Annotated in this window: 21 protein-coding genes and 1 rRNA gene; 8 read left to right on the top strand and 14 right to left on the bottom strand. The window is 46.3% G+C overall.

Features of this window, described 5'->3' with window-relative positions:
- Nucleotides 1-229, bottom strand: a 16S ribosomal RNA gene (locus tag BVJ53_RS08125); the annotation flags it as partial.
- A gap of 316 nt (nt 230-545) precedes the next feature.
- Between BVJ53_RS08125 and BVJ53_RS08120 the strand changes: the two genes are divergently transcribed.
- Nucleotides 546-1,292, top strand: a complete 747-nt coding sequence (locus BVJ53_RS08120; RefSeq protein WP_129301978.1) for a class I SAM-dependent methyltransferase — start codon at nt 546-548, stop codon at nt 1,290-1,292.
- Between the two features lie 143 nt (nt 1,293-1,435).
- Here the strand turns inward: BVJ53_RS08120 and BVJ53_RS08115 are convergent, their stop codons facing one another.
- Entirely contained in the window at nt 1,436-2,983 is a 1,548-nt protein-coding gene (locus tag BVJ53_RS08115) for an ABC-F family ATP-binding cassette domain-containing protein (protein WP_129301977.1), read from the bottom strand.
- 414 nt (nt 2,984-3,397) lie between these two features.
- On the opposite strand from BVJ53_RS08115, the gene BVJ53_RS08110 reads away from it, so the two are divergent.
- On the top strand, nt 3,398-4,333 hold the full coding sequence (locus BVJ53_RS08110; RefSeq protein ID WP_129301976.1) for an ADP-ribosylglycohydrolase family protein: 936 nt from the start codon (nt 3,398-3,400) through the stop codon (nt 4,331-4,333).
- Nucleotides 4,334-4,405: 72 nt separating this feature from the next.
- Complete coding sequence (gene lepB, locus BVJ53_RS08105) at nt 4,406-5,005, top strand: signal peptidase I (protein ID WP_129301975.1); 600 nt, start codon at nt 4,406-4,408, stop codon at nt 5,003-5,005.
- A gap of 86 nt (nt 5,006-5,091) precedes the next feature.
- Here the strand turns inward: lepB and BVJ53_RS08100 are convergent, their stop codons facing one another.
- The 4 genes from BVJ53_RS08100 to BVJ53_RS08085 all read right to left on the bottom strand — a co-directional run bounded on the left by BVJ53_RS08100 (nt 5,092) and on the right by BVJ53_RS08085 (nt 7,909).
- Complete coding sequence (locus tag BVJ53_RS08100) at nt 5,092-5,424, bottom strand: hypothetical protein (protein WP_129301974.1); 333 nt, start codon at nt 5,422-5,424, stop codon at nt 5,092-5,094.
- Nucleotides 5,425-5,505: 81 nt separating this feature from the next.
- Nucleotides 5,506-6,267 (bottom strand): DUF975 family protein, encoded by a 762-nt coding sequence (locus BVJ53_RS08095; RefSeq protein WP_129301973.1) that lies wholly within the window; start codon nt 6,265-6,267, stop codon nt 5,506-5,508.
- An 18-nt stretch (nt 6,268-6,285) separates the two neighbouring features.
- On the bottom strand, nt 6,286-7,068 hold the full coding sequence (locus BVJ53_RS08090; protein ID WP_129301972.1) for a glycosyltransferase family 2 protein: 783 nt from the start codon (nt 7,066-7,068) through the stop codon (nt 6,286-6,288).
- A gap of 82 nt (nt 7,069-7,150) precedes the next feature.
- On the bottom strand, nt 7,151-7,909 hold the full coding sequence (locus BVJ53_RS08085; RefSeq protein WP_129301971.1) for a DeoR/GlpR family DNA-binding transcription regulator: 759 nt from the start codon (nt 7,907-7,909) through the stop codon (nt 7,151-7,153).
- Nucleotides 7,910-8,458: 549 nt separating this feature from the next.
- Between BVJ53_RS08085 and BVJ53_RS08080 the strand changes: the two genes are divergently transcribed.
- Together BVJ53_RS08080 and brnQ are read left to right on the top strand one after the other, a co-directional pair.
- Nucleotides 8,459-9,142 (top strand): hydrolase, encoded by a 684-nt coding sequence (locus BVJ53_RS08080; RefSeq protein WP_129301970.1) that lies wholly within the window; start codon nt 8,459-8,461, stop codon nt 9,140-9,142.
- A gap of 873 nt (nt 9,143-10,015) precedes the next feature.
- Nucleotides 10,016-11,395: a branched-chain amino acid transport system II carrier protein gene (gene brnQ, locus BVJ53_RS08065; protein WP_129301969.1), complete on the top strand. Its 1,380-nt coding sequence runs from the start codon at nt 10,016-10,018 to the stop codon at nt 11,393-11,395.
- Nucleotides 11,396-11,557: 162 nt separating this feature from the next.
- On the opposite strand, the gene BVJ53_RS08060 is transcribed toward brnQ, so the two are convergent.
- Nucleotides 11,558-12,652 (bottom strand): LCP family protein, encoded by a 1,095-nt coding sequence (locus BVJ53_RS08060; RefSeq protein ID WP_129301968.1) that lies wholly within the window; start codon nt 12,650-12,652, stop codon nt 11,558-11,560.
- A gap of 128 nt (nt 12,653-12,780) precedes the next feature.
- Here BVJ53_RS08060 and pepF point away from each other — a divergent pair, with 128 nt between their 5' ends.
- From pepF to BVJ53_RS08045, 3 genes are read left to right on the top strand one after another with little or no spacing between them, the layout of a single operon-like run.
- Entirely contained in the window at nt 12,781-14,580 is a 1,800-nt protein-coding gene (gene pepF, locus BVJ53_RS08055; protein ID WP_129301967.1) for an oligoendopeptidase F, read from the top strand.
- Nucleotides 14,577-15,458: an NAD(P)-dependent oxidoreductase gene (locus BVJ53_RS08050; protein WP_129301966.1), complete on the top strand. Its 882-nt coding sequence runs from the start codon at nt 14,577-14,579 to the stop codon at nt 15,456-15,458. Before pepF ends, BVJ53_RS08050 begins: the two co-directional genes overlap by 4 nt.
- On the top strand, nt 15,455-16,303 hold the full coding sequence (locus BVJ53_RS08045) for a metallophosphoesterase family protein (RefSeq protein WP_129301965.1): 849 nt from the start codon (nt 15,455-15,457) through the stop codon (nt 16,301-16,303). The genes BVJ53_RS08050 and BVJ53_RS08045 overlap by 4 nt, the downstream gene beginning before the upstream one ends.
- Before the next feature lie 80 nt (nt 16,304-16,383).
- Here BVJ53_RS08045 and BVJ53_RS08040 read toward each other — a convergent pair whose 3' ends face one another.
- The 7 genes from BVJ53_RS08040 to BVJ53_RS08010 all read right to left on the bottom strand — a co-directional run.
- Nucleotides 16,384-17,181 (bottom strand): metal ABC transporter permease, encoded by a 798-nt coding sequence (locus BVJ53_RS08040; protein ID WP_129301964.1) that lies wholly within the window; start codon nt 17,179-17,181, stop codon nt 16,384-16,386.
- Nucleotides 17,178-17,897 (bottom strand): metal ABC transporter ATP-binding protein, encoded by a 720-nt coding sequence (locus BVJ53_RS08035; protein WP_039639686.1) that lies wholly within the window; start codon nt 17,895-17,897, stop codon nt 17,178-17,180. Before BVJ53_RS08035 ends, BVJ53_RS08040 begins: the two co-directional genes overlap by 4 nt.
- Nucleotides 17,898-17,970: 73 nt before the next feature.
- Nucleotides 17,971-18,315, bottom strand: coding sequence for a hypothetical protein (locus BVJ53_RS08030; protein WP_129301963.1), 345 nt, complete (start codon nt 18,313-18,315; stop codon nt 17,971-17,973).
- Between the two features lie 123 nt (nt 18,316-18,438).
- Nucleotides 18,439-19,470, bottom strand: coding sequence for a CgeB family protein (locus tag BVJ53_RS08025; RefSeq protein ID WP_129301979.1), 1,032 nt, complete (start codon nt 19,468-19,470; stop codon nt 18,439-18,441).
- A gap of 109 nt (nt 19,471-19,579) precedes the next feature.
- Complete coding sequence (locus BVJ53_RS08020) at nt 19,580-20,446, bottom strand: glycosyltransferase (RefSeq protein ID WP_129301962.1); 867 nt, start codon at nt 20,444-20,446, stop codon at nt 19,580-19,582.
- Nucleotides 20,447-20,480: 34 nt separating this feature from the next.
- Nucleotides 20,481-21,917 carry an oligosaccharide flippase family protein gene (locus tag BVJ53_RS08015; protein ID WP_129301961.1) on the bottom strand — a complete coding sequence of 479 codons (1,437 nt, stop codon included), beginning with the start codon at nt 21,915-21,917 and terminating at the stop codon, nt 20,481-20,483.
- A 256-nt stretch (nt 21,918-22,173) separates the two neighbouring features.
- Nucleotides 22,174-23,324: SH3-like domain-containing protein (locus tag BVJ53_RS08010; RefSeq protein ID WP_191983439.1), on the bottom strand; the 1,151-nt coding region annotated here is incomplete at its 5' end.

The following is a 23,324-nucleotide window of genomic DNA, read 5'->3' as shown; positions in this document are numbered from 1 at the left end:
CTTTCAGCCAAGAACCATGCGGTTCTTGGATTTATGCGGTATTAGCATCTGTTTCCAAATGTTATCCCCCACTCAAGGGCAGGTTACCCACGTGTTACTCACCCGTCCGCCACTCGTTTTAAGTTGAATCACAGTGCAAGCACCGTTCATCGACCAAAACTCGTTCGACTTGCATGTATTAGGCACGCCGCCAGCGTTCATCCTGAGCCAGGATCAAACTCTCATATAAATATGAGCTGTTCGAATAGCTCGATTTGTTGTTCTAGCGAATTGACTTCGCAAATGTTACTTTTTGCCTCGATACCAGAGTATCAAGGACCCTGCACATTTAAACGAAACTTTGTTCAGTTTTCAAAGGACGACTTTGTTGCCAAGCGACAACTTAATTAGATTATCAAATTGGCAATCCTTTGTCAACACCTTTTTTTAAATCGCTGTGCGGTTTAAACTGTTTTGATGACTGACAACTCGTAATATACTACGCAGGTTCTCCGTTTAAGTCAACTACTTTTTCAAAAAAATTTTAGAGGGAGAAACATCTTTTCATGAAAGAAGATCGCGCCTTTTGGAATCACTTTGCCAAAGACTATGCTGCCGCCGAGAAAGCGTCACGCTTGCCAATTGCTCGAGATGTCTCAGTGTGGCTGTCTAATGAAGGGCTGCTGCCGACTAAATCACTCGTTGACCTTGCCGCTGGAACCGGTCGTTATGCCGCACGCTTCGCTGCGCATGTCCAACAACTGACATTAATCGATTGGTCTTCCGCTATGCTGGCTTATGCAAAACAACAGCTAACAACCAATGTGGCTACATCGGTTGACTTCATAACCGCTGATTGGCACCAGCTCGAAACACTGCCTGCTGCCGATCTCATTTTCGTTAGCCAGTTACCCACACTGCAGGCCAATGAGCTAAGAACTTTAACCACCTGGGCCAGGCAAACCGTTGTGTTAAATTTTCAAACAGAACAATCTGACGCTTTAATGAACCGCTTGCTAACTTATTTAGGCCAACCCGTGCCGGTCGCTTATCAGGCAGATCCTAGTCGTGTCGCCAGCTATCGGCACTGGTTACGCGCTCATCAGATTCCGTTCAAATCGCATACCCTGACTTATCATCTTGAGGAGCAAACAACCATTAGCGATCTTTTGCCTGAGCTAGCTGTGCCATTAGGCGTGAAGACAGCCAGCCGACTTGCCGAAGCATTGACCGGAAACGAAAATACCCACATGCCAGTCACCAACCATCTCACTTATACCTATACGCAACTTGTCTGGCATTCGAATCATTAGTAATTTAATAATTTCAAGGCGAACTAAACGCGCAAAGAGAGGCACCACCGACAATCTCATTTTGTCGATGGTGCCTCTTTTACGTATGCTTGCTTAGTTGACTGGCTTCGGACAGAAGCTGATGCGTTCAATCACATGTCAAATCAAGCCTTAACTTGTAATTGTTCCACGTTAACAACCGTGTCCACCCAGGAACGATCATAAAATCCTGCCTCATGCGAGACGAGCAGGACGGCGCCGGGATATTGTTGCAATCCGGCGCGCAATGCGTGCTTGGTGTCATCATCCAGATGGTTGGTCGGTTCATCCATAATCAAAATATTGGTGGTCTGTAACATGAGTTCTGCCAATTTGACTTTGGCCTGTTCACCTCCGGACAACATGGTCAATGGGTTGTTGGCCTCTTCACTTGTCAAGGCAGTTCGCGACAGCACCTGGCGGACGACTTTTTGAGTTAACGCCGGGAAACGCTGCTGCAAATATTGCACTGGGCTTTGCTTAGGCTGATCCCAATGCAGTTCCTGTTCGTAGTACCCAAAGACCACGTTGTCAGCAATTTCGACACTGCCGCTAATGGCCGGAATTAGGCCGAGAATTGTTTTTAATAACGTCGATTTACCCACACCATTAAAGCCTTCAAACGCAATAATCTGATCTTTGGCAACTGAAAAATTAATGGGTTGCAACAACGGTTGATTATAGCCAACAACCAAATTATTCACGTCGACTAAAATCTGCCGATTCACTGGCAGGTAAGGAAAGGCTAAGTGAGCCTTTGCGCGGGTACCCGGTGGTGTCAGCTTGTCCATGCGCGCCAATTGTTTTTCTCGACTTTTAGCCATCGTGGCGCGCGTACCCGCCTTAAATTTACGGATAAAAGCTTCAGTTTTCTTGATAGTTTCTTGCTGCTTCGCAAATGCCTTCAGATAAGTTTCGTGGTCGGCTTCTTTTTGACGCATAGCCTGCTTCAAAGTCCCCGTGTACTTCGTGATCTGGCCGAACTCAATATCCAAAACGGCGTTCGTCACATTTTCGAGGAAATCAAAATCGTGTGAAATAACAATAAAAGCACCCTCGAAGTTCTGGAGCCAGTCGGTTAACCATTCAATATGGGAAACATCGAGATAGTTGGTCGGCTCGTCCAGCAGGAGCATATCCGGCTTCTCAAGCAGTAGCTTTGCTAAAATCAATTTCGAACGCTGCCCGCCGGAAAGCGCATCGACCGGATGATCCATCCCCATTGCCGTGATGCCTAAGCCTTCCGCGACCGTCTGGATTGTGGTTTCGAGTTCGTAAAAATCACCGGCTTCGAGTTCCTGCTGTAACTCGCCAGCCTTTGCTAATAGCGCGTCATCTGGGTGCTCCGCATAGTCTGCATATATTTGATTCATTTTGGCCTCTTTGCGATAAAGCTCCTCAAAGGCCGTTCGCAAAAATTCGATCACGGTCTGGCCAGGCACCAAGTTAGCGTACTGATCCAAGTAGCCGACATGCAAGTGTTTTTGCCAGACAATTTTACCGGCATCAGGCGTCAATGCCCCAGTTAAAATCTTGATTAACGTGCTTTTGCCAACCCCATTTTGGCCAATCACCCCAAGATGGTCCTCAATGTTCACCTGAAAGCTGGCATCTTGATATAACACTTTATCTAAAAACCGTTGTGACAACCCGGTTACGGTTAAAACACTCATGCGTTCTCCTTAGTATGTGAACAGTCATTGATCCATCCAAAATGCCAACAGCACCTTTTTCTCATTGCAGGTCATTTTGCCAAATGAATCAACTTTTTCCTGAAATCCAAGCATCATGGCTACGCTTAGTTGTGCTTGTCGCGATATGCTTATCTGCCTTGCTAGCCGTATACCAATGCTTTAATCAAACAATTTGGTAGACTAGCTTTCTGAAAATAGCTACTGTTTGCTAGGCTATCACAGCCGTTGTTGTTTTACAACGAAGCAAATCTTTTGCAATTTTTTCTTTTCTAGGGAAATAATAACTTCATGTCTATGATCAGTCAGTGCTGCCCATGACGCATCTCGCTCGCAAGCATAGCGTCAGCTGGCGACATGCAGATGGGCGCTTTTTTATATAAGGAGGATACAATAATGGGCATCATGGAATCTCGTTTGATTCATGCCACCGTTGGCTTTGCTATCGGTGATGCTTTGGGACTGCCAGTCAAGGGACAAACGCAGGATGAGTTAGCCGCCTCCCCGGTGACTGGGATGAAGGGCTATGGCGCGTTCAATCAGCCAGCCGGCACTTATTCTGATGAAACAAGTCTTACCCTTGCTGGTCTGGATGCGTTGCAGCATGGGTTCGACCAGGATGCCCTGGTCAATGCCTACCAAACTTGGTTCAAAAACGGTGAGTACGCGCCCTATGGCAAAAGAAATCCTGATATTTGGCCAAGTGTCGAAACAACTTTGACAACAGGAAAAGCCACAGCGGCGCCTAACGAACCAGGAGCTTTGATTCGCACACTGCCATTTGCCTTTTTTGCGTACCAGACATTTGAAACCAACCTGTTCAAAAAAGCAGAAGGCAGCCGACTATTTCGGAATTTTGTCACGCTCACCAATCTGGATCCTGAAAATATGGTTGCTTCTGCTATTTATACCCAAATTGTGATTGAACTGCTTGCCGATGCGCCGGACCTACCCGCGGCAATCACCACCGGCATCAGCAAAACTGGCGCATATTTTGCCGACCAGCCAACTTATCAGCCTACTTTTGCCGCCTTTAACACGCAACTTGAAACTCAGACGCCAGATGGCACTGCCACCGATCCATTAAGTTTACTGGTCCGAACCTTACACGCACTCCAAACTTGGCCGGATTATCATGATGCGGTTTTAAATGTGCTCATGCTAGGCGGCGCAACCGACACCGCGGCTGCGTTGACTGGTGGCTTAGCAGGCTTGGCCTATGGTTACACGAGTTTGCCGCATCACTGGTGCTTGATGCTAGCTGAGTACGCGCAAATTGTTGACCTGTGTCGGCAAGCAGAAAAAAGTGGCTTTTTCCCGAAGTACGATTGAAAGACGAACTTTCTAGTCGTAGATATAACGCTTGTGGTAGACTAAGGTTAATCTGTACCGGAAGGTGTCATTTTGAAAAACAACAATCATTCTGCTTTAAGAACGATCCTTGAGTTTCTGCTTCTTTTCGTCGTTGTTTTCTTCGCGTCCCAGTTGCTAATGCGTTACGTTTTAAGCAAAGATGTGGTGCAGGGGACGTCCATGCAACCGACATTGGAGAATAATGAACGGTTATATTCCGTTCGGATCAAGAAACCTAAACGCAACGATATTGTCGTGATCCATGCGCCTGATCGACCAAAAGCGCTTTATATCAAACGGGTTATCGGGATGCCAGGCGATACGGTGAGTTCCAAAAACGACAAACTCTACATCAACGGCAAGGTCATGTCCGAGCCCTATCTGAATCACAAGTTTGAGCGCGATGAAATTAATAGATGGGCTAGTCAACAGGGACTGGATCCGTCCAGTATTAAATTCACCAACGATTTCAATATCAAGACACTTTCATCAACCAGATCAGCTAAAGTCCCCGCAGGAAAATATTTCGTGATGGGCGACAATCGCCTAGTTTCCCACGACAGTCGCGATTTTGGCTTTGTCGATAAGTCCAAGATTCAATCTGTTGTTGTTTGGCGGTATTGGCCGTTAAATCGGATGAAGATTTTCTAACGTCCCACAACTTGATAGTAACTAAAAACACCGCAGCGCTTTGCGGTGTTTTTAGTTTGGTCAACTGTTCGGCTGATTAATTCAACTCACTGTGTTTTGATGCCATGCCGGTCAATCAGCCGGCGCAACTTGCTTTGAATTGCCATCATCGTCATCCTGTCTGACTGCTTGAACGCTTCGACATAACTAGGCGCATCGGTGGTGATGGTCGCGACTTGCTTGCCATCGAGGTCGCTAATCGTGATTGCGGCGCCAGTTAGTTTAGCCGTAAAGTAGCTTCCTTCAAATCCTTCGTCTAACAGCCACTGCGCCCAGTTTTGAATATTTTCAGCAATTGCTTGGTCAAGCGGCATTTTCTCTTTCAAACTTGCCTGCCGCTTTTTGACTTCTGCCAAGGTCATATATGCTTCGGTTTCCATAATACAAGCGCCAACCTTCTTTTTTAATATCACACAATTCCTACATCTGTCTTTAATCGCTGTCAGTATACCTTGCTAATGCTAAAAGTGCACGTCAGAGCCATTGCGACGAAGAGCTGCCATTTTATAAGCGCGGCGGTTTTCGTAGTAATTTGCGTGAACCAGTTGCAGATAAGGATTGATAGCCCAGTCAAAAAGATGGAACGTGGCATTTTCCAACAAGTACCAGCCAATCATCGAGAGATACAAGCCCAATAAATCTGACTTAAAGCCGTTCATAAGTCGCCATGATCCGATCAATGCTGTGATGGACGAAAAACGTTGATCAGCTTCGCGTCCATCCTTAAAAACCCAAAACGCCTGCCGCCATCCTAACGCCAACATGATTCCGGGAAAGATCAGAAAAGAAAGCCCGATGAGCGTCAGAAAATACATAAAAATCCACAATGAAATGGAACCCCAAAACCATTTGCCGTTGAACAAACCCAAGACAGCTTGAAGGGGACGGACACGTTCATGATTCCGGACGAGATCAAGCACCGCAAAGTTAACGCCTTGAGCTAGCATCGTCACGACAAGGCTTTGAATCGTGTTTACCATGCCACTGTCATTGCTGCTTTGGGCGTAGTAGGCTTGAAAACCGGTTGGATCGTTGATGACTTTTTCGACACCGAAACTTTGCACCATTGCTTGAATCATCAAATAAACGGTAATCATCGCAGCGGCCTGTAACAAGCTTGGCAACAAATATGCCAGCATAAGATCGCGCCGATTCGTTCCCGTTCTCAATTGTTTCTTGGCTGCCTGTTTCAATTGTGGGAAAGTCATTAAATTTTCTGTCAAAGTCCGTGATCCTCCTGATCAATGATCGATTTTAACGATTTCTTTCTTAGTTGCTTTGGCGTGACGGCGTGCGTGGCGTAAAACCCGATGAATGCGCCATAAAGCGTACAGTTGTTGCGGAATCGCACCAAAGATACCCAAGGACTGGGTAGCCGAATCGCGCCGGACCACATGGTGATAAGTCGGATGACCCGTATACAGGAAGTGGTGCGTTGCCATTACGTAAGTTGCCGTAAATAGTTCGTCTTCCATAATGGACATTCGCTCATCGAAGCGCAATTGCAGTCGTTCAATAACGTCTCGGCGAAAAACTTTGTTCCATAAATAACCGCGAATATAACCCACTGGATGCAACATCTGCCGAATCAGTCGCGCGCGCGTCAATTGTTTTGCTTTGCGTAACCCTGCTCGCACTGGTTTTGGATCGGGATCATCCCGGAAAAATGGCATCGCAATGAGATCCCATCCTTGATCCATCACTTTAACGGCGTGGGCAATGAAGTCCGGCTCATACCAGTCATCGCCATCCATGAATGCTACCAAGTCACCACGCGCCTGCGCCAATCCGCTATTACGCGCTGCTGAGACGCCTTGGTTAACTGATTTTAAGATGGCCTGAATGCGGTTGTCCAACTGGGCGAAATGGCTCACGATCTGCGGTGACCGATCGTTGGAAGCATCATCAATCACAATGATCTGTAAATGGGAATAAGTTTGTGCCAAGAGACTTTGTAAGCCATGTGCCACATAGGCCTCAAGGTTATAAACCGGTACAATAATCGTCACAAGCGGCGTTGTCATGACGCCACCTCCTTGTGAATCCGTTGCTGATAGGCTGTTTGCTTAAGTTGAATACGTATCAATCCTTTTTACTAAGTGTTGCTCAGCTGCCAACAATGAAATTTATTTGTGGGGCAAACCAGCGTTTTTGCGACGCTGATAATTTTTTGTCCGTAATCAGCGTGCTGATCTGTCCTAATTCCAACCCGCGGTAAGGCGCTTCAATCTGGAACTTCTCGGTTTCAGACACCACGACCACCTGACGCGCTGACAATGCCGCTGCTTGCTTAACCTGCGCATCTTCCATATAAGAAAAGTACACGCCATCTTCGGCAATCGCTGTTGCGCCGATAAATGCGGCATCAAAAGCAATCCGTCGCAAAGTTTCCAACATGGTCGGCTCAAAGAAAAACCGCGCGTGATGGTCAAGCTTGCCACCAAAAAGATGCAGGTTGACTTGTTCTTCCACTGAGAGGGCAATGGCGTTATCGAGGCTATGCGTATAAACCGTGACCGGATGACGGATGGACTGTGACAATTTCAAAAGCGTGGTCGAGTCATCAATGAAATAAACGCCGCCCGGTTTAATCAGTGATAATGCTGCTTTAGCCATTTTCGTCTTCTGGGTCGAAAACCGTTTTAGGCGGGCCGAGTAGCTAGGAATACTGTGGCCAAAATTTAAAGATACCAAGCCACCACGGGTTCTGCGGGCAATTCCTTGGGCATCCAGGGCCACAATGTCCCGGCGAGCTGTGTCACGAGATACGCCAACTGCTTTCATAATATCGTCAATACTGAGTTCATTGCGGACTGCCAGCAGTCTTTTGATCTCCTCAAATCGCTTTTCCCGATACATTGCCACTGAACAAACCTCCCTAACTGTCTCGCCTCATTATACCTGATTCTTGAAAATCGCGTTAATTGTCCTTAGAGGAAGAACATTTATTGTCCAAAATTCGGATTTCCGAATCGATTTTGGCCCCTTTTGGTCTTGACCAACGACTGCAATCGGCCCCGTTTGCCGCTTTTTGAATCGTAAAATAGCATATCATTGTTTGATTGCCAAAAATTTAGGTGCCCATAAATTTTGGAAAAATTCACAAATTGTGGTAGAAAATGGCTGCAAATCGTAGCATCTTCAAGGTCTCAACCCACTTTTTCGAAAAATGTTCAGTGATTGTTACGAAAAAATTTAGCATTCCGTTTGTTACGTCAGCGTAACAATATTACCAATTTAGCTATTTTTGTAATGATACTGGTATTTTATTGACACACCACACCTATATACTTCGTTTGTGTTCTCGGGGGAACAAAACGACGGCTATTCAAAATATAGGAGTGAATTTTTATCTTTACTAAGCAAATTAAATTATCGATCATTACGTTACTCAGTGTGGCGCCTCTGTTGGGAATGGCAAGTAATCATTCGCAAAAAGTTGAAGCGATTGCCGATCATGCCACATCTGATAGTGACAGTAGTCAAGTCAGTGCAAAGTCAATTGTGTTAAGCAACCATGCAAAGGTTGAACAGGCAAATGCTTATTCGCTGATCAACCCTAAGAATAAAAATACCATCACAGTCGGTACCAATGATATTGCCGAAGCAGCACATCAGATTGCTGATCAAAAAGCGGCTGCTGCGAAGGCTGCCGAGGAACAGGCCGCTGCTGAAAAAGCGGCTGCAGAAAAAGCAGCTGCAGAAAAGGCCGCTGCTGAAAAAGCTGCACAAGAACAACAAGCGCAGGCCCAGGCAGCGCAAAACGCAGCCAACGCCGCTGCGGCAAGTGCGTCATCAACGAGCGCTGTGCAACCCACCCAGACAACAACCAATAAGGGAACCTTCAAGTTGAGCTTCTACGACCCCGCAGTCCTCGGCTCAAACATGGGATACGATGGCGTTGCTGCCAATCTCTCGGTTTTCCCTAAAGGTACACGTCTGAAGATCACCTTGTCTGACGGTACGGTTTGGTATCGGACCGTTAATGACACCGGTAGTTTTGCAGCAGGCAACCCTAACCAACTGGATGTCGCGATGCCTAACTCCCAGATTCCTTCAGCAGGTGTGATGTCAGCAACCGTTGAAATTGTTGGCTAATTCATCAGTTCGGTAAACCTTCTCGCAAGCTGTGAGGAGGTTTTTTTTGCCCACCATTTTCAAATGTGCACTTCTGCCAGTATTTAAATTAAAATTCTTGACATTCACCGATTTCTTTGTAAAATAAGTCTCAATTCAACAAATGTTCAAAAACGATGAGTAGAAGAGTACCCAGGTTGTCAGTGTCAGCGAGTCTCGGTTGGTGGGAAGAGACCTCTGATTGCTTGGTGGAAAGTAGTCTACGAGTTGCCATTGCGACTTCGGGAGTAGTGGCTGGGATTGCGCCCATTACAGCAATCGCGTATCGCCGGAAACCGGCCGTACGCGGCGAGGCCGCTCACGGTGACGTTGGCGGTAAAGTAAGGTGGTACAGCGTGATCCGCGCCCTTAACAGTTCCGACTGTTAAGGGCTTTTTTTGATGTGAGCGTGAGCCGGCGTGGTTAGGAGCCGGAGTATAAGTGGCCTTGGGCGTGATGGCGGTCCTTGCCATTGCGACCAAGGTCCTTATACGCAGGCTCCTGCGCCGGCGAACGCGTTATAGCGGAGCGTGAGCAGTAGCGCTTAGAAATCGGAGTGTAAGTGGCCTTGGGCGCAATGGCCCGGGCTAAGGCCATTGTGACCAAGGTCCTTACACGGAGATTTCTGCGACTGCGAACGCGTTAATGTGAGCGTGAGCAGTAGCGCTTAGAAGTCGGAGTGTAAGTGGCCTCAGACTTGATGGGCCCGGTCTTGGCCATTGCGACCAAGGTCCTTACACGCAGACTTCTGCGCCGGGGAACGCGTTACGGACAACGCACGACCCGCCCGCCTCAATAAGCTCTTTGCAGTCCATGTCGCGATTGCAATCGTTTATAAAAATGGAGGGATTCTCAATGTCAACACAACCCAAACTTACCAAACGCCAATACCTCACCCTTGGCTCCCTGTTGTTCGGAATGTTCTTTGGGGCCGGAAATTTGATTTTCCCGATTCACATGGGACAGCTAGCTGGAAGCGCCTGGTTGCCAGCGGCGATCGGCTTCTTGCTATCTGCCGTGCTACTGCCGCTACTGTCTATCATGGCCATCAGTCTCACCCGTGCGAGTAGTATGTACGATCTAGCTCGCCCGGCAGGCCATGGATTCGCCTTGTTCTTTCTACTTGCAACCCACGCCAGCCTTGGCTTGCTTATCGCCTCGCCGCGCACGGCTACGGTTACCTATGCGATTGGAATTTCACCATTTTTAGGAAAAGGCCAGCAACAAATCGGCTTACTGATCTTTTCGTTTATTTTCTTTCTAACAACTTTCCTTCTTGCCCGGAATGAAAGCAAAATTACCACTTATATCGGCAAACTGCTAAATCCGCTTTTCTTGATCTTATTAGCCTTCATTTTCTTCTGGGCGCTACTCATCAAAGGTGATATTCGGACAATCAGCTTTACCGGAAACGCAAGCTTAATCAGCGACAATCTCGTTAGCGGTTTTTTGCAGGGTTACAACACGATGGATGCACTAGCCGGCTTAGGTTTTGGTGTCACAATTATTACTGCGCTCAAGCTGATGGGACTGCATCGGGCTTCCAGTCGGGCCAAAGCGGTTGCGAAAGTTGGTTCTTTGGCGATGGGGCTTGAGGCGATCATCTATCTGCTACTCATTATGTTAGGCGCTATCAGCTTGGGTTTTGTTAAATTAACCGCAAATGGCGGCACCGCTTTTAATCAAATCATGACCCATTATACAGGCCTCATCGGAACCGCCTTGCTTGGTGCCATGACACTACTGGCCTGCCTGACAACCGCGATCGGCTTGGTTACTTCCTTCTCCCAGGATCTTGGTCATCGCTTTCCGAAGCTGGGTTACCATTTCTTCTTATCGATCACGACAATCGGGGCGTTTTTCATCGCCAATTTCGGGCTGGATCAGATTATCGCTTACTCCACGCCAATCTTGATGCTGCTTTATCCATTGGCCATTGCCCTGATTATGTTGGGACTGCTTCATCCGTGGATTGGTAAGAACACCCGAATTTATAAGACAACCATTGCCTTTACCATGATCCCTGCTTTGCTCGATGCCATTCACGCGTTGCCTGCTGGTTTGGCTCAACTCCCATTCTTCGCCGCCATCCAACATTTCGCTTCGACTTTCATCCCCTTGTTCAGCATCGGTATGGATTTTGTACCGTTCCTCCTCATTGGGTTCATCTGCGGTTTCATTGCTGCCAAGTTTAGCGGGGCAAAATTAGCGCCTGATCTGCCTGATCCCGACTAGCCTTGCTGCATGTAAATTCAAAGCGTGGCAAAGGATCGACGCTTACCGCACTGGTTTGCACGCCTCGAGACAAAAAAGACGAAAGAATTCGCGCTATCGTAAATTCTTTCGTCTTTTTTTGTCGGTTACGCCCTGTTTTGAGGCGCCAAAGATCTCAGAACATCACGGACCAGTAGTTGCACCGTCAAGTGAAACCGTATAAACCGGATTGTTGGCGGTCCAGTCAAAACCGGCTGCATTGTTAATTTCATTTTGCCGGGTATTGAAGTTGCTGAGCTTTTCGCTTTTGAGTCCAAGTTGCTCGCGCAGTTCGTCTGATGTCTGTTGTAGGGTATCAGTCTTCATGACCTGATAGGCCGCATTATCAATGTAAACGCCAATACCGCGAAGTTGCTTACGCTCAATGGTGGCAGCTGAAGAACGATAATTTTGGGCAATTGCCATCATATCATCAAAAGTCAGGTTCGTCCGCATGCTGGAAGATAAGGAATCCATGACTTTTTGATAATTCACCAACGACTTAACTGACAACAGATGCTTGACAATCTGATTGATGACTTCCTGTTGCCGCTTCTGCCGACCATAGTCACCTTCCGGATCTTCGTCACGCATCCGAGCGTATGCAAGCGCAAGTTCGCCATTGAGATGCGCTTTGCCTTTCTTGAACGTCTGACCACCAGTATTGGCGTCTGTCCAAGTAAATGGCACATTGACGTCCACACCACCAACAGCGTCGACAATCTTTTGCAGGCCTGCCATATTAACCGTTACATAATAGTGAATTGGAACATTCAACAACTTTTCAACGGTTTTGATAGCAGCGCTTGATTTGCCATAAGAGTATGCTGCATTGATCTTTGCATAGGTTGAAGAGTCGTTGCCGGTCCCAACCATTTCTGCCAAGGTGTCACGCGGAATGCTGACTATCGTTGTTTTCTTTTCTTTAGGATTAATGGTCACAAGCATCATGCTATCGGATCGGCCGGTGTCTTTGCGGCCAAAAGCGCCAGTATCGGTCCCCATCAGAAGAATGCTGATGGGTTTTTCCCCATCGAGGTCAGAGTCAACAGCCTTAGTGCTGACGGGTTCGTAAGTCTTCGCCACGGCTTTCTTCGCTTGAGAGTAAAATCTGGCCGCATAGCCACCCACAAGGAATAACGCCACGAGCGCGATGACGACCACGGCCCGAAGAATTGGATGGCGACGCTTGGGCTTATTATGTGTCGTTCGCAGATTTGAATCTTGTTGCTTAGACATTACTTCTTCACTCCAGTTTTAGTTTCTACGGTAGTGTATCAGATATTTATGAAGAAAAAAGGGATTTAACTCAAAAATCAGCGTGATATGGTAACATTAAAGAAATATTAGAAATTGGAGCTGATCAGATGCAACATTTACCGGTACGTGAAGATGTTCCAACCAAGCTGACGTGGGATCTAACCACCATTTATCCAAATGATGCAGCCTGGGTAGCCGACTTTGAAGCTGTGCGTGAACAGGCCAAAGAGGCGGCCATGCTCAAGGGAACGTTAGGCAATTCAGCAGATGCGCTCATCAACGGTATTAAGGCGGTTTTATCAGTCTTCCGGCGATTTGAAAAAGTCTATGTTTATTCAAGCCTGAAAAGCGATCAAGATACTGGCAATGCCACTTATCAGGCAATGAATGCCAAGGCCGAAAGCCTCGGCGCCGAGCTTGCTAGTCAGTTAGCCTTTTTGGATCCAGAAATTTTGGCAATTCCGGCCGACAAGCTGACAGCATGGCGCGACACCGAAAGCCTCAAGCCGTTTGGGCATTTTATTGATGCGATCACCGTCAATCGCCAACATGTGCTGACAACCGCAGCAGAGGCTCTGATTGCTAGTGCCGGCGATGCGCTGAACGCCAGTCATGCCACTTTTAACGTCCTAGACAACTCCGACCTGCAATTCGGTTTTGTCGAAAATGAAGACGGCGAAACGGTACAACTCAGTAATGGCTTGTATGGCCAGTTGATTCGCTCAACCCAGCGAAAATTACGCAAAGAAGCATTTGAAACGTTACTGCGCGCTTACGAAAGCATGAAGAACACGTTTGCCCAAACACTGAGCGGCCAGGTCAAGGCGCACAACTTCAATGCCAAAGTCCATCATTACGCCACGGCCCGCGCGGCGGCAATGGCAAGCAACCACATTCCGGAAAGTGTTTATACGACCCTCATTGACCAGGTCAACACCCATCTGCCGCTTCTGCATCGCTATGTTGCATTGCGGAAAAAAATCCTGGGCGTCGATCAACTGCACATGTACGACATTTACACCCCGTTGACAGGTAAGCCACCATTGACGTTCACGCTCGACCAGGCTAAAGTCGAAGCATTAAAGGCTTTGGCGCCGCTTGGTGATGATTATCTCAGCCATGTCCGGGAAATCTTTGACAACCGCTACATTGATGTTGTTGAAAACAAGGGCAAACGCTCAGGTGCTTATTCGGGTGGGTCTTACGATACGAATCCGTTTATTTTGCTGAACTGGCATGACGCGGTGGACGAACTTTATACCTTGATACACGAAACCGGCCACAGCGTCCACAGCTGGTACACCCGCCACAATCAGCCTTATGTATACGGTGATTACCCGATTTTTGTTGCCGAGATTGCATCGACTACCAACGAAAATCTGCTTACCGATTACTTCCTGGCCCACACAGATGATCCCAAGGTACGCGCCTACATCCTGAACTACTATCTCGATGGTTTTAAAGGCACCGTGTTCCGCCAAGCACAATTTGCCGAATTTGAGCACTGGATTCATCAGCAGGATCAACAAGGCGAACCGCTCACAGCAACTAGTATGGCAACATACTACGCCGATCTCAATGCCCGGTATTATGGACCGGATGTTGCTCGCGATCCCGAAATTGCCTTCGAATGGGCACGAATCCCGCATTTCTATTACAATTATTATGTCTATCAGTATGCAACCGGATTTGCTGCAGCATCGACGCTCGCAGCTGGTATTAGCAGTGGCGAGCCTAACGCCGCATCCCGCTACTTGGATTATTTAAAGTCAGGTAGTTCGCAATATGCCATTGATACCATGAAAACCGCTGGCGTTGATATGACCAAACCGGACTATCTGGAAGCCGCATTTTCGATGTTTGAGAAGCGTTTAACGGAATTGGAAGAACTTTTGCAGAAAGGATGAGTCCTTTGAAACTTGGATTTATTGGCACTGGTGTGATGGGTACTGGCATCATCAAGAACTTTCTTAAAGCCGGTCAGGAAGTCATCGTTTACAATCGCACCAAGGCCCATGCACAAGCGGTCTTGGATGCCGGCGCGGTCTGGGTAGAATCGCCTCATGCCGTTGCCGCGCAATGTCATGTCGTCATGTCTATGGTCGGCTTTCCACAAGATGTCGAGGGAGTCTATTTTGGCTGCGATGGTATTCTTGCCGGTACCCAGCCTGGTGACTTGGTGATTGATATGACCACCAGCACCCCGACACTGGCCAAACAAATTGCCGAAAAAGCCAAAGAAAAAGGTGTTATTGCCATCGACGCGCCTGTTTCCGGCGGGGATATTGGTGCTAAAAAAGGCACGCTCACCATCATGATCGGTGGCCAAAAAGACTTGTTGGCAAAATTAAAGGAGTTGTTTGCGCCAATCGCATCATCCGTCAATTATTTTGGCCCGGCCGGTTCCGGTCAGCATGCCAAAATGGCTAACCAGATTATGATTGCCGGAACAATGACCGGATTAACCGAGATGCTCGTTTATGGGAAAGCTGCCGGACTGGATCTCAATGAGATTCTAAAAGTTGTTGGCAGTGGGGCTGGCGCAAACTGGAGTCTCAGCAATTATGGTCCCCGCATGTTGCAAGCCGACTACACCCCAGGCTTTTTTGCCAAGCATTTTCTCAAGGATCTCAGAATTGCGTTAGATGAAGCGAAGAAAATGCATTTGCAGCTGCCGGCAACTGAATTGGCCGAAGATCTATATGCCAAAATGGTGGCAGCAGGCAAGGGTGATTTAGGAACGCAAGGCTTAGTTACAATGAACGATCAGTGGGGTGAAGCATGACCAAAATTGCCATTTTATCAGATATTCACGGCAATATGACAGCCTTTTCAGCGGTCATTAAAGACGCTCAAGCACATCATGCAGATGAATATTGGTTTCTTGGTGATTTATTTCTGCCAGGTCCGGCAGCAACCAACCTCTGGCACGGCCTGCATGCCTTGTCGCTCACCCATCTTGTCAAAGGAAATTGGGATGACGATTTATTCTGGGTTTTAGATGGTCCGGTCGACTTAGCGCAACCAACTGATGTTTATTTCACGCGCTTAGTGGCTTACCTATGGCCGCAACTGACGAGCGATATGCTAAAGACAATTCGCCATTGGCCGCTACATGATGTTCTTGAACAAGACGGCTTAGTCATCAGCCTAGCTCACAATCTGCCAAACTGTAATCACGGCCATCGTTTGTACCCCGATCAGCCACAGACGAATTTTGACCTGATCGCACCCAATCAGGACATCGATATCGCCATTTACGGCCATACCCACCAGCAATTGCTGCGCTACACAAGCAGCGGCCAGGTCATCCTCAATCCTGGCGCCATTGGTCAAGCCTACTCGCCGCGCGCTAAGCTACAGACGACCACCTATGCCGACTACGCATTGTTGGAACTCGACAACGGTGCGATCACCGATTTGAACTTACGGCAGGTGCCTTATGACGTCGCTGGCGAATTAGCCGCGGCTCGAGAAGCCAAGCTCCCCTACCTGGAAGTTTACACAAAGTTGCGACACACCGGTGCTACCAGCACCCACGACGCCGACTACCTTGCCCAGTTCGAGCAAACCCACAATTATCGGGAAGAAGTCGCTGACTTTTTGCGCCAAAGGCACGAGCGACACTAATGAGATTGAGAATGACATAAAAAATGACTTTAGAGAGGCATGCATCTGCTCTCTGAAGCCATTTTTTTAACATGATTCAATCAGTTTGTCTGGTGGTGATACCATAGCGCCAAAAAATAAAAGATAAATTCAATGGCAGCAATGAAGAAGGTCACTGGCCAGTTCGTTAAGAACCCAAGGTAAAGGCCGCTCCAGACGCCGATCAAGGCCGTGATGACGGATATCACGATCATTTGCGGTAACGTTCTGCCAAGATACTTGGCAACATTAGGCGGCAGTGTCAGCAAAATGAACACAAGCAAACTACCCACAATCTGCGCGCCGATCGAAACCGAGACCGCGAGAATGAGCAAAAAGTAAATGGAAATGTATTTACTTTTTAACCCCTGCGCGGTCGAACCTACCGAATCAAATGAATCAAAAGCTAAGCGGCGATATCCGAAATACAGCGTAAATAGCACACCAGCTGCCAACACAACCAATTGCCAGACGTCACTGCGCGAAATGCCGATAATACTTCCGAACAAAATCGTGGTCGCATAACTGGCATTGGCACTCGAAAGCGATAAAAACAAAATCCCTAAACCAATAAACAAGCTTGAAACCGCACTGATCGATGCTTCCCGACGTGAGGCTTGAACCGACATCCGGCCAACGCTAATGCTACTAATCGCCGTAAACAACAACATGCCATCCAAGGGTCTGAGACCGGCAAACACCGCAAACGCCGCTCCGGCAAATCCCACTTCAGACAAGGTATGGGCCAAGAAAGACATATTACGGGCAACCACAAAAACCCCGACAATGCCTGTGGTAATAGCAATGAACGTGCTAGCCATAAAAGCATTTTGCATGAAAGCATAAGCAAATAAGTTCATGCGATCACCCCGCGATTTTCTGCATCGTTGCGCAATTCTTCCGGCATTGACGCCAGATCCATTTCGGCAGTCGGCTTCATTTCGTATCGATCGCCCGTCAGCAGCAAATACTGCTTCGTATACTGCTTTGCCAGGCTCAAGTCATGTGTGACAAAAAGTACCGTCAGCTTCTGCGTCTGATTCAATTCCTGTACAAGGTCCATCAACTCATGCTTGGTGTTCACATCCAGGCTAGCCGTGGATTCGTCAAGAATCAAAAAGTTCGGATCATCCAGCAACGCTTGAGCCAAGTATGCCTTTTGCTTTTCACCGCCACTCGCCATTCCAAGTCGCGTGTCAGCAATATGTGTTAAATGGGTCGCTTTGATAACCCGGTTCAGCGCTGCTTTTTCCTTAGGCGTGTGCCAGAAGAAAAGATGATCCAGCTGCCGCAACTGAATAAAGCTGCGAATTGACAGCGGGAATTCTTCGTCAACATTGCGAAACTGCGGCACATAACCCAGTCGAACCGGTGGCTGCTTGCGAAACTGAATCGTGCCGGCTTGCGGCTTCAGTTGTGCCATCAGCAGGCGAATCAACGTGGTCTTCCCCACTCCATTTGGCCCAACCAAGCTCGTTATCGAGCCAACATCCAAATGAAAACTCAGGTCGCGATAAAGCTGTTGATCGCGAAATCCAAAACTAAGATGCTTCACAGATAAAATTGGTTCGCTCATAGCTGCCTCCCAATTGCAAACGGTAACGATTACGATCTATTATTGTACCGAAGTTTGGATCAAAAGGCCAGCTTTATTTGGTTTTATCTGCTTTAAACGGATTGGCGGCACTAAAGTCAATTCGAATTGTTTTCGGCTTATCCTTCACAACGAGAATATAGCCATGACCTAGAAACGGCTTGTCTCCCTTGTAGGTCAACGGAAATTCCTGTGCAGGTGCCAAGTTGCCTTGAATAATCATGGCATACATTTCATCGTCGGTATAATCATCCGAAAAGGCAATCGCCACCGGTGCCGTCACAAGCTGCTTCGCCTTTTGCATCACGGTAATGACATCAAAAATCTGGTTCGTCACTTCTTCGGGAAAAACCTTGGCAACATCTTCGGCAACACGGCGTTTTTTGGTTGGTTCGTACATAAATTTGAGATCTCCTTTTCTGTATTGGTGCATTATGACCATGCTCATCTGAGCTTAGAGTGACAGATACCTTATTGTCAATCTCAAACCGGATCTAAATTTGAACTTCATAGTATGCCGCCACTAATCACTGGTCGGAGCATACGGGGTCCCCGACAATATCGTCTCAAGCCATTTATAAACGGAAAAATTTTGATAAACCGTCAATGGATTCCCCACATAAGGTGCCTCAATAAAGTCTTTGTCGATAGTTTTTAAGCTTTCATCAAAGATTTGCACATTTGCTTTGTTAATAAACTCGTAGTCCAAAACCTTACTATTTGTTGTGAGAACCTTACGTCCCATTGACAACCCTTCGATGACACGGCCTGTCAGCCCTGTTTGTTTAGGATGTGTTACATCTACGATCACTCGAGTACGACGTAACGTCTTCAACATATCACTCGCAGAAACTTTTTCAAAATGAACCGTTCCTTTCGGTGACTTTCTAAAAGCCCGATCTTGGACGTACCGTATCACATAAATTAATTTGCTCTGAACATAACGAAAATCGTAAAACGAGAGATGGGCCTGTCGTGCCAGCGATTCAACCAAATTCAGCAGCTCACTTCGGGTAGAATGGACTGTACCAATGAAAGCAAGATCAATATCCCGCTGCTGATCGTGTACGGTTAATCGCGGATCAAACTGAGATCCGACAAAAAGCGGTAAAAACTTAATCTTAAAATGAGCCGCATCATTTGCATCAAATGTATACACATTGTCAAAGTCTGGGAAAAATGCTTTTGCGTGCTTGGAATTAGCCACAGAGTCCCACAAAAAAAGAACGGCTTTGGCATTCGGATTACCCTTTTTAAAGTCATCTAAAAGTTTTCTGCTCAATGATTCTCCTTTAATGACCAGTAAATAATCATAGGTATTTTTAGCTAGTAGCTCATTAACATTCTTGCGTACCTGACGTTCGTTAATTACTGGAAAATAACGGGCAATCACCTTGCCGGTAAAACCAGGTAATGGCCGCTCATCAAGAAAATCACATTGAATGCCTGCATCCTTCATAGCATCTAAAATCTCACCAATGTAGTGAAAAAAATTGGGAGCTAGGAGGAGGACTCGTTTACCTTTAAATGGTTTAAGCTGTTCTCGCATCATCATCACGATTTAATTCCTCCGTTTTTAAACAGTTGATCTTCTTTCGCAATTAATCAAGTCATTTTCTGGCAACTATTGTCCATCCTACTCGTATAGGATTTACTGAAAATCCTCAATGCTTTCCGGAAAAATGATCACCAGTCAGCAAGTCTTCAAACTTAATCGTCCAATCATAAAAAAGCAGCGCAAACTTACCCGCATGGAGGTATTGCGTTAGCAGATACCGTCTACTCTGTTGATAATAGCCCAACACTTCCCTTGAAGCTAATTGTGTTGATCCTTGTCCTTTATGTACGTAACTTGACGTCAGCAACAGATAATTTTGATAGCCTTGCGCTTGCAACTTAAATGTAAGCGCCTGTTCTTCGTAATAAAGGAAGGTTGCGGAATCGAAATAACCGACTTTTGAGAAAACCGTTTGGCGAATGGCAAAAAAAGCACCTGAATTGACATCCACTTTAATACTTTTAGCCTCCGACTGAGTCACATGGTACGGAGTTGCTTCTTCTTTTCCAAAATGATAGGCAAGTTTGGAAAAAATACGTGAATTGTACAAAAGTGCCTTTTTCTTCGTGAGGTTATGCCATGCCGTTTTCTGATTTTCTCTTTGGAGAACCGTCACCGTTCCAGCATCTTCATGACTCAAACAGAAGTTAGTTACCTGTTCGACATTTTCCGAGTCTAGTAAACTGTCGGGATTAACAACAAGCAGGACGTGGTCAGCAGCCAGCCCAAATTTGCTTTCAATTGCACGCAAGCCAACATTATTTCCCTGAGCGTATCCCAAATTGGACTTTGTCGTAAGGATACTTACCTGCCTACAAGGGTCAAAGGCGGCATGAAGTTGTTGCACAGAGTCGTTAGGCGAGGCATTGTCCACGATGGTAACCTGATCAACTCCAGCCTTAATTAGATTATGGCAACAAAGAATTGTCTGTTGGTAGTTACGATAATTCAGAATCAAACCTAATTTCAGCATTTAGCTTCCTCTACTCCTTTAATTAACCCATATCCTATATCCGATGGCGCAAATGATCCAAATAAGGCGCTATATACCCAAAAAGGATACGCGGGCGTAATATTAACAAGACGACAAAGTACACAATCATGCCAATCACGACTTCCAACATCAAGAAGGCTATGCTCGTCGGCCAAGTCATTTCCAACACTTTTACGGCAACAAACATGATAAAGGCACTCAAGCAATATTTCCATGATTCGCTAAACAGTTCGGCAAGAGAAAGCTGATCTTTAATCGCATAAATCTGGTACAGCGTGACCACTGATTCAGAAAGAATGGTGCCAATCACAGCTCCCATTGTTCCTAACCACAGAATTAGAGGTACATTGACAACGATATTAACGAGCGAGCCCAAGATGACCGATACCGTATATGGTTTAACTTGATCGGTCGGCAACAAATATTGGACCCCGATCGCACTCGCAATCGAAATCGGAATCACAACAATGGCCTCAACTGCCATCAATGGTGCCACAGGCATAAATTTGGCACTGAAAAAGAAATAAGTAAAGGATGTCGATACAGCAGCTATCCCAAACGCTAGAGGAAAGGCCAGTACAAGAATAACGTGCATTGAAGATGCCAGTGATCGCTTCACGGCTTCATGGTTACCACTAGCAAAATAATGGGCAACATGTGGTAAAAGCACCGTCCCGGTTGCTGTCACTAATGCTAGCAACATTTTTATAATTTTGTCAGAGTTCTCGTAAAAACCAGAAGCGGTAACTCCTTGAAGGATACCCAACATCGTTTTGTTCAGCTGTACATAAATCTGGATTGCCAGCTGCGGAATAAGTAGTAAGAACGCTGGTTTTATATGGTGCCAAACATGCAAAGTGGATATTTTAGGAAAAGAGGACAGGGTAGCCCGTAAAGACGGCCAAAACGTTAAATTCCCCAACATCTGTGAACCCGACAGTATTAGAATATACAGCGCTGTATCGCTTGCTTTATGCACCAATAAGAAAATCAAAATCAGTGATGCAATACGAACCAAAACATTTCGGATTACCGTAACACGGAAGTTCTCTAGTCCTTGGAAGAACCAGGAAATATCAAACGCTGCACCGACGAGCATAAAACCCTGGGCAAGATAAAATATCCGATATTTATCCACAGAGAATGTAAATATCAGATACGCAACAACCGCGATCCCCACCGAAATAAAACGAAGAAACGAAACTTCCCAAAAGTACCTTGTTAAAGCAACTTTATCGTCCCTTCTGTAAGCAGTCCCGCGATTACCATATAGGTTAATGCCTAAGCTACCAAAGAGAATAAAGTACTGAACAATTGAATTAGTAAAGGCATTAATACCAACCCCTGTAGGGCCTAAAACACGATTTATATAGGGGACTGTTACCAACGGAACGATGAGGACGAAAATCTGATATCCTGCGTTCCAAAAGAAGTTTTTGATGACTTTCATAAAAATTCTCCAATAGCTGCAATTTTACGCGAATTCAAAGTACGATACAAACATCGGCTGAAAACAACCAATGCCTTTCCATATTAACAGATCTCATCAGTACCGAAAAGTTAAGCATTTCTTTAATCTTTTTAAAAACTCAAGTAAGAAAATCTGATCAAAGAAAATATCGTGATCATTTCGACCACGATATCAACATTGCCCTAAAACAGACACTCTGCATCATTCGTATCTATTTGAGCAACTTTAATGTCAATTAGACACTTCGAATACCCGCTTTATCTAACCAGATAACCGCACCACTGTCTAATTGAATCTGAACATAAGTCGACCAGGTCGTCGTCACTTCTTGCTTAACGACGCCTTGTTGTCCATCATACTTTTTGCCATCTAGGTTGGCTGTATAAGTTTGATACGAGGTCCGGTATGGTCCATTTAAATAAATTCCATCTGTTCTCGTAGATTGGTCAATCACGGCACGGTAATTAACCGAGTGACTTTCAATGACCGTGTCCGTTGGCAATGGCTTAATGGCCCCCTTGTCAATCCAAAAGCTGCTGCCATCTGTTAATGTTACTTTTACGTAAGTGGACCACTGACTAGTTGCTTCGATAGAAACGTGAACCGGTTGGCCATTGTACTTGGGTCCATCACTGTTAGCTACAGATGTCGCTGCATTGGAGTTATACGGCCCGTCAACATAGACACCGTCAGTACGACCATTTTGATCGACTAACCCATCAAAGTTAACATTAGTCTGGGAAAGCGTTGGGAAATAAGACGACCGAATGCCCATTTTATCAATCCAGAACTGATCTCCTGAGGATGTTTTGACAAGAACATATGTGGACCAAGCAGTTGTTGCCCTTTTCAACACTTGCACAGTTTGCCCATTATATTTTTGCGCGTCACTGTTTACGGCGTATGAGCCTATGGTTGATGCATAGGGATCGCTGTATATGCCATCCGATCGTCCTGATTGATCAATGGTAGCCGTGTATGATTGATCAATGATCTTAAGAATCGGATAAAGTGTAATTGGCTTAATGGCGGCCTTATCAATCCAAAACTTTGTACCTTCTGCAGTTGTAACCTGAACATACGTAGACCAAGCATTTCGCGCTTCTACCGATACATGGACTGCCTTGCCATCGTACCGCTTCCCGTTAGTATTTGCATTAAGGGTCACACCGCTGCTGCCGTAAGGGCCACTTTCGTAAACCCCATCCACACGATTGGTTTGGTCAATAACCGCGTCATAATTGACGTCTTGTTGAGATAATGTTGGGTAAAGATCAACTCGCTTCAACGCACCCGTATCTATCCAGTATGTTGTCTCATCGTCAAACTGAATCTCTGCATACGTAGACCAACTAGTCCGTTCGGTTGCAATAACATGAACCAAAT

This window comes from Lacticaseibacillus chiayiensis, from assembly GCF_004123795.1.
Lineage (GTDB): Bacteria > Bacillota > Bacilli > Lactobacillales > Lactobacillaceae > Lacticaseibacillus > Lacticaseibacillus chiayiensis.
Note: the sequence above shows the minus strand (reverse complement) of the source record. Positions and strands in the feature narration are given on the sequence as shown.

Excerpts from the sequence above, each read along its gene's own strand:
- BVJ53_RS08120 (WP_129301978.1), top strand. The coding sequence starts at position 546 with ATGAAAGAAGATCGCGCCTTTTGGAATCACTTTGCCAAAGACTATGCT.
- BVJ53_RS08115 (WP_129301977.1), bottom strand. The coding sequence starts at position 2,983 with ATGAGTGTTTTAACCGTAACCGGGTTGTCACAACGGTTTTTAGATAAA.
- BVJ53_RS08110 (WP_129301976.1), top strand. The coding sequence starts at position 3,398 with ATGGGCATCATGGAATCTCGTTTGATTCATGCCACCGTTGGCTTTGCT.
- BVJ53_RS08100 (WP_129301974.1), bottom strand. The coding sequence starts at position 5,424 with ATGGAAACCGAAGCATATATGACCTTGGCAGAAGTCAAAAAGCGGCAG.
- BVJ53_RS08090 (WP_129301972.1), bottom strand. The coding sequence starts at position 7,068 with ATGACAACGCCGCTTGTGACGATTATTGTACCGGTTTATAACCTTGAG.
- BVJ53_RS08080 (WP_129301970.1), top strand. The coding sequence starts at position 8,459 with ATGGCAAGTAATCATTCGCAAAAAGTTGAAGCGATTGCCGATCATGCC.
- brnQ (WP_129301969.1), top strand. The coding sequence starts at position 10,016 with ATGTCAACACAACCCAAACTTACCAAACGCCAATACCTCACCCTTGGC.
- BVJ53_RS08060 (WP_129301968.1), bottom strand. The coding sequence starts at position 12,652 with ATGTCTAAGCAACAAGATTCAAATCTGCGAACGACACATAATAAGCCC.
- pepF (WP_129301967.1), top strand. The coding sequence starts at position 12,781 with ATGCAACATTTACCGGTACGTGAAGATGTTCCAACCAAGCTGACGTGG.
- BVJ53_RS08050 (WP_129301966.1), top strand. The coding sequence starts at position 14,577 with ATGAGTCCTTTGAAACTTGGATTTATTGGCACTGGTGTGATGGGTACT.
- BVJ53_RS08045 (WP_129301965.1), top strand. The coding sequence starts at position 15,455 with ATGACCAAAATTGCCATTTTATCAGATATTCACGGCAATATGACAGCC.
- BVJ53_RS08040 (WP_129301964.1), bottom strand. The coding sequence starts at position 17,181 with ATGAACTTATTTGCTTATGCTTTCATGCAAAATGCTTTTATGGCTAGC.
- BVJ53_RS08035 (WP_039639686.1), bottom strand. The coding sequence starts at position 17,897 with ATGAGCGAACCAATTTTATCTGTGAAGCATCTTAGTTTTGGATTTCGC.
- BVJ53_RS08030 (WP_129301963.1), bottom strand. The coding sequence starts at position 18,315 with ATGTACGAACCAACCAAAAAACGCCGTGTTGCCGAAGATGTTGCCAAG.
- BVJ53_RS08025 (WP_129301979.1), bottom strand. The coding sequence starts at position 19,470 with ATGATGATGCGAGAACAGCTTAAACCATTTAAAGGTAAACGAGTCCTC.
- BVJ53_RS08020 (WP_129301962.1), bottom strand. The coding sequence starts at position 20,446 with ATGCTGAAATTAGGTTTGATTCTGAATTATCGTAACTACCAACAGACA.
- BVJ53_RS08015 (WP_129301961.1), bottom strand. The coding sequence starts at position 21,917 with ATGAAAGTCATCAAAAACTTCTTTTGGAACGCAGGATATCAGATTTTC.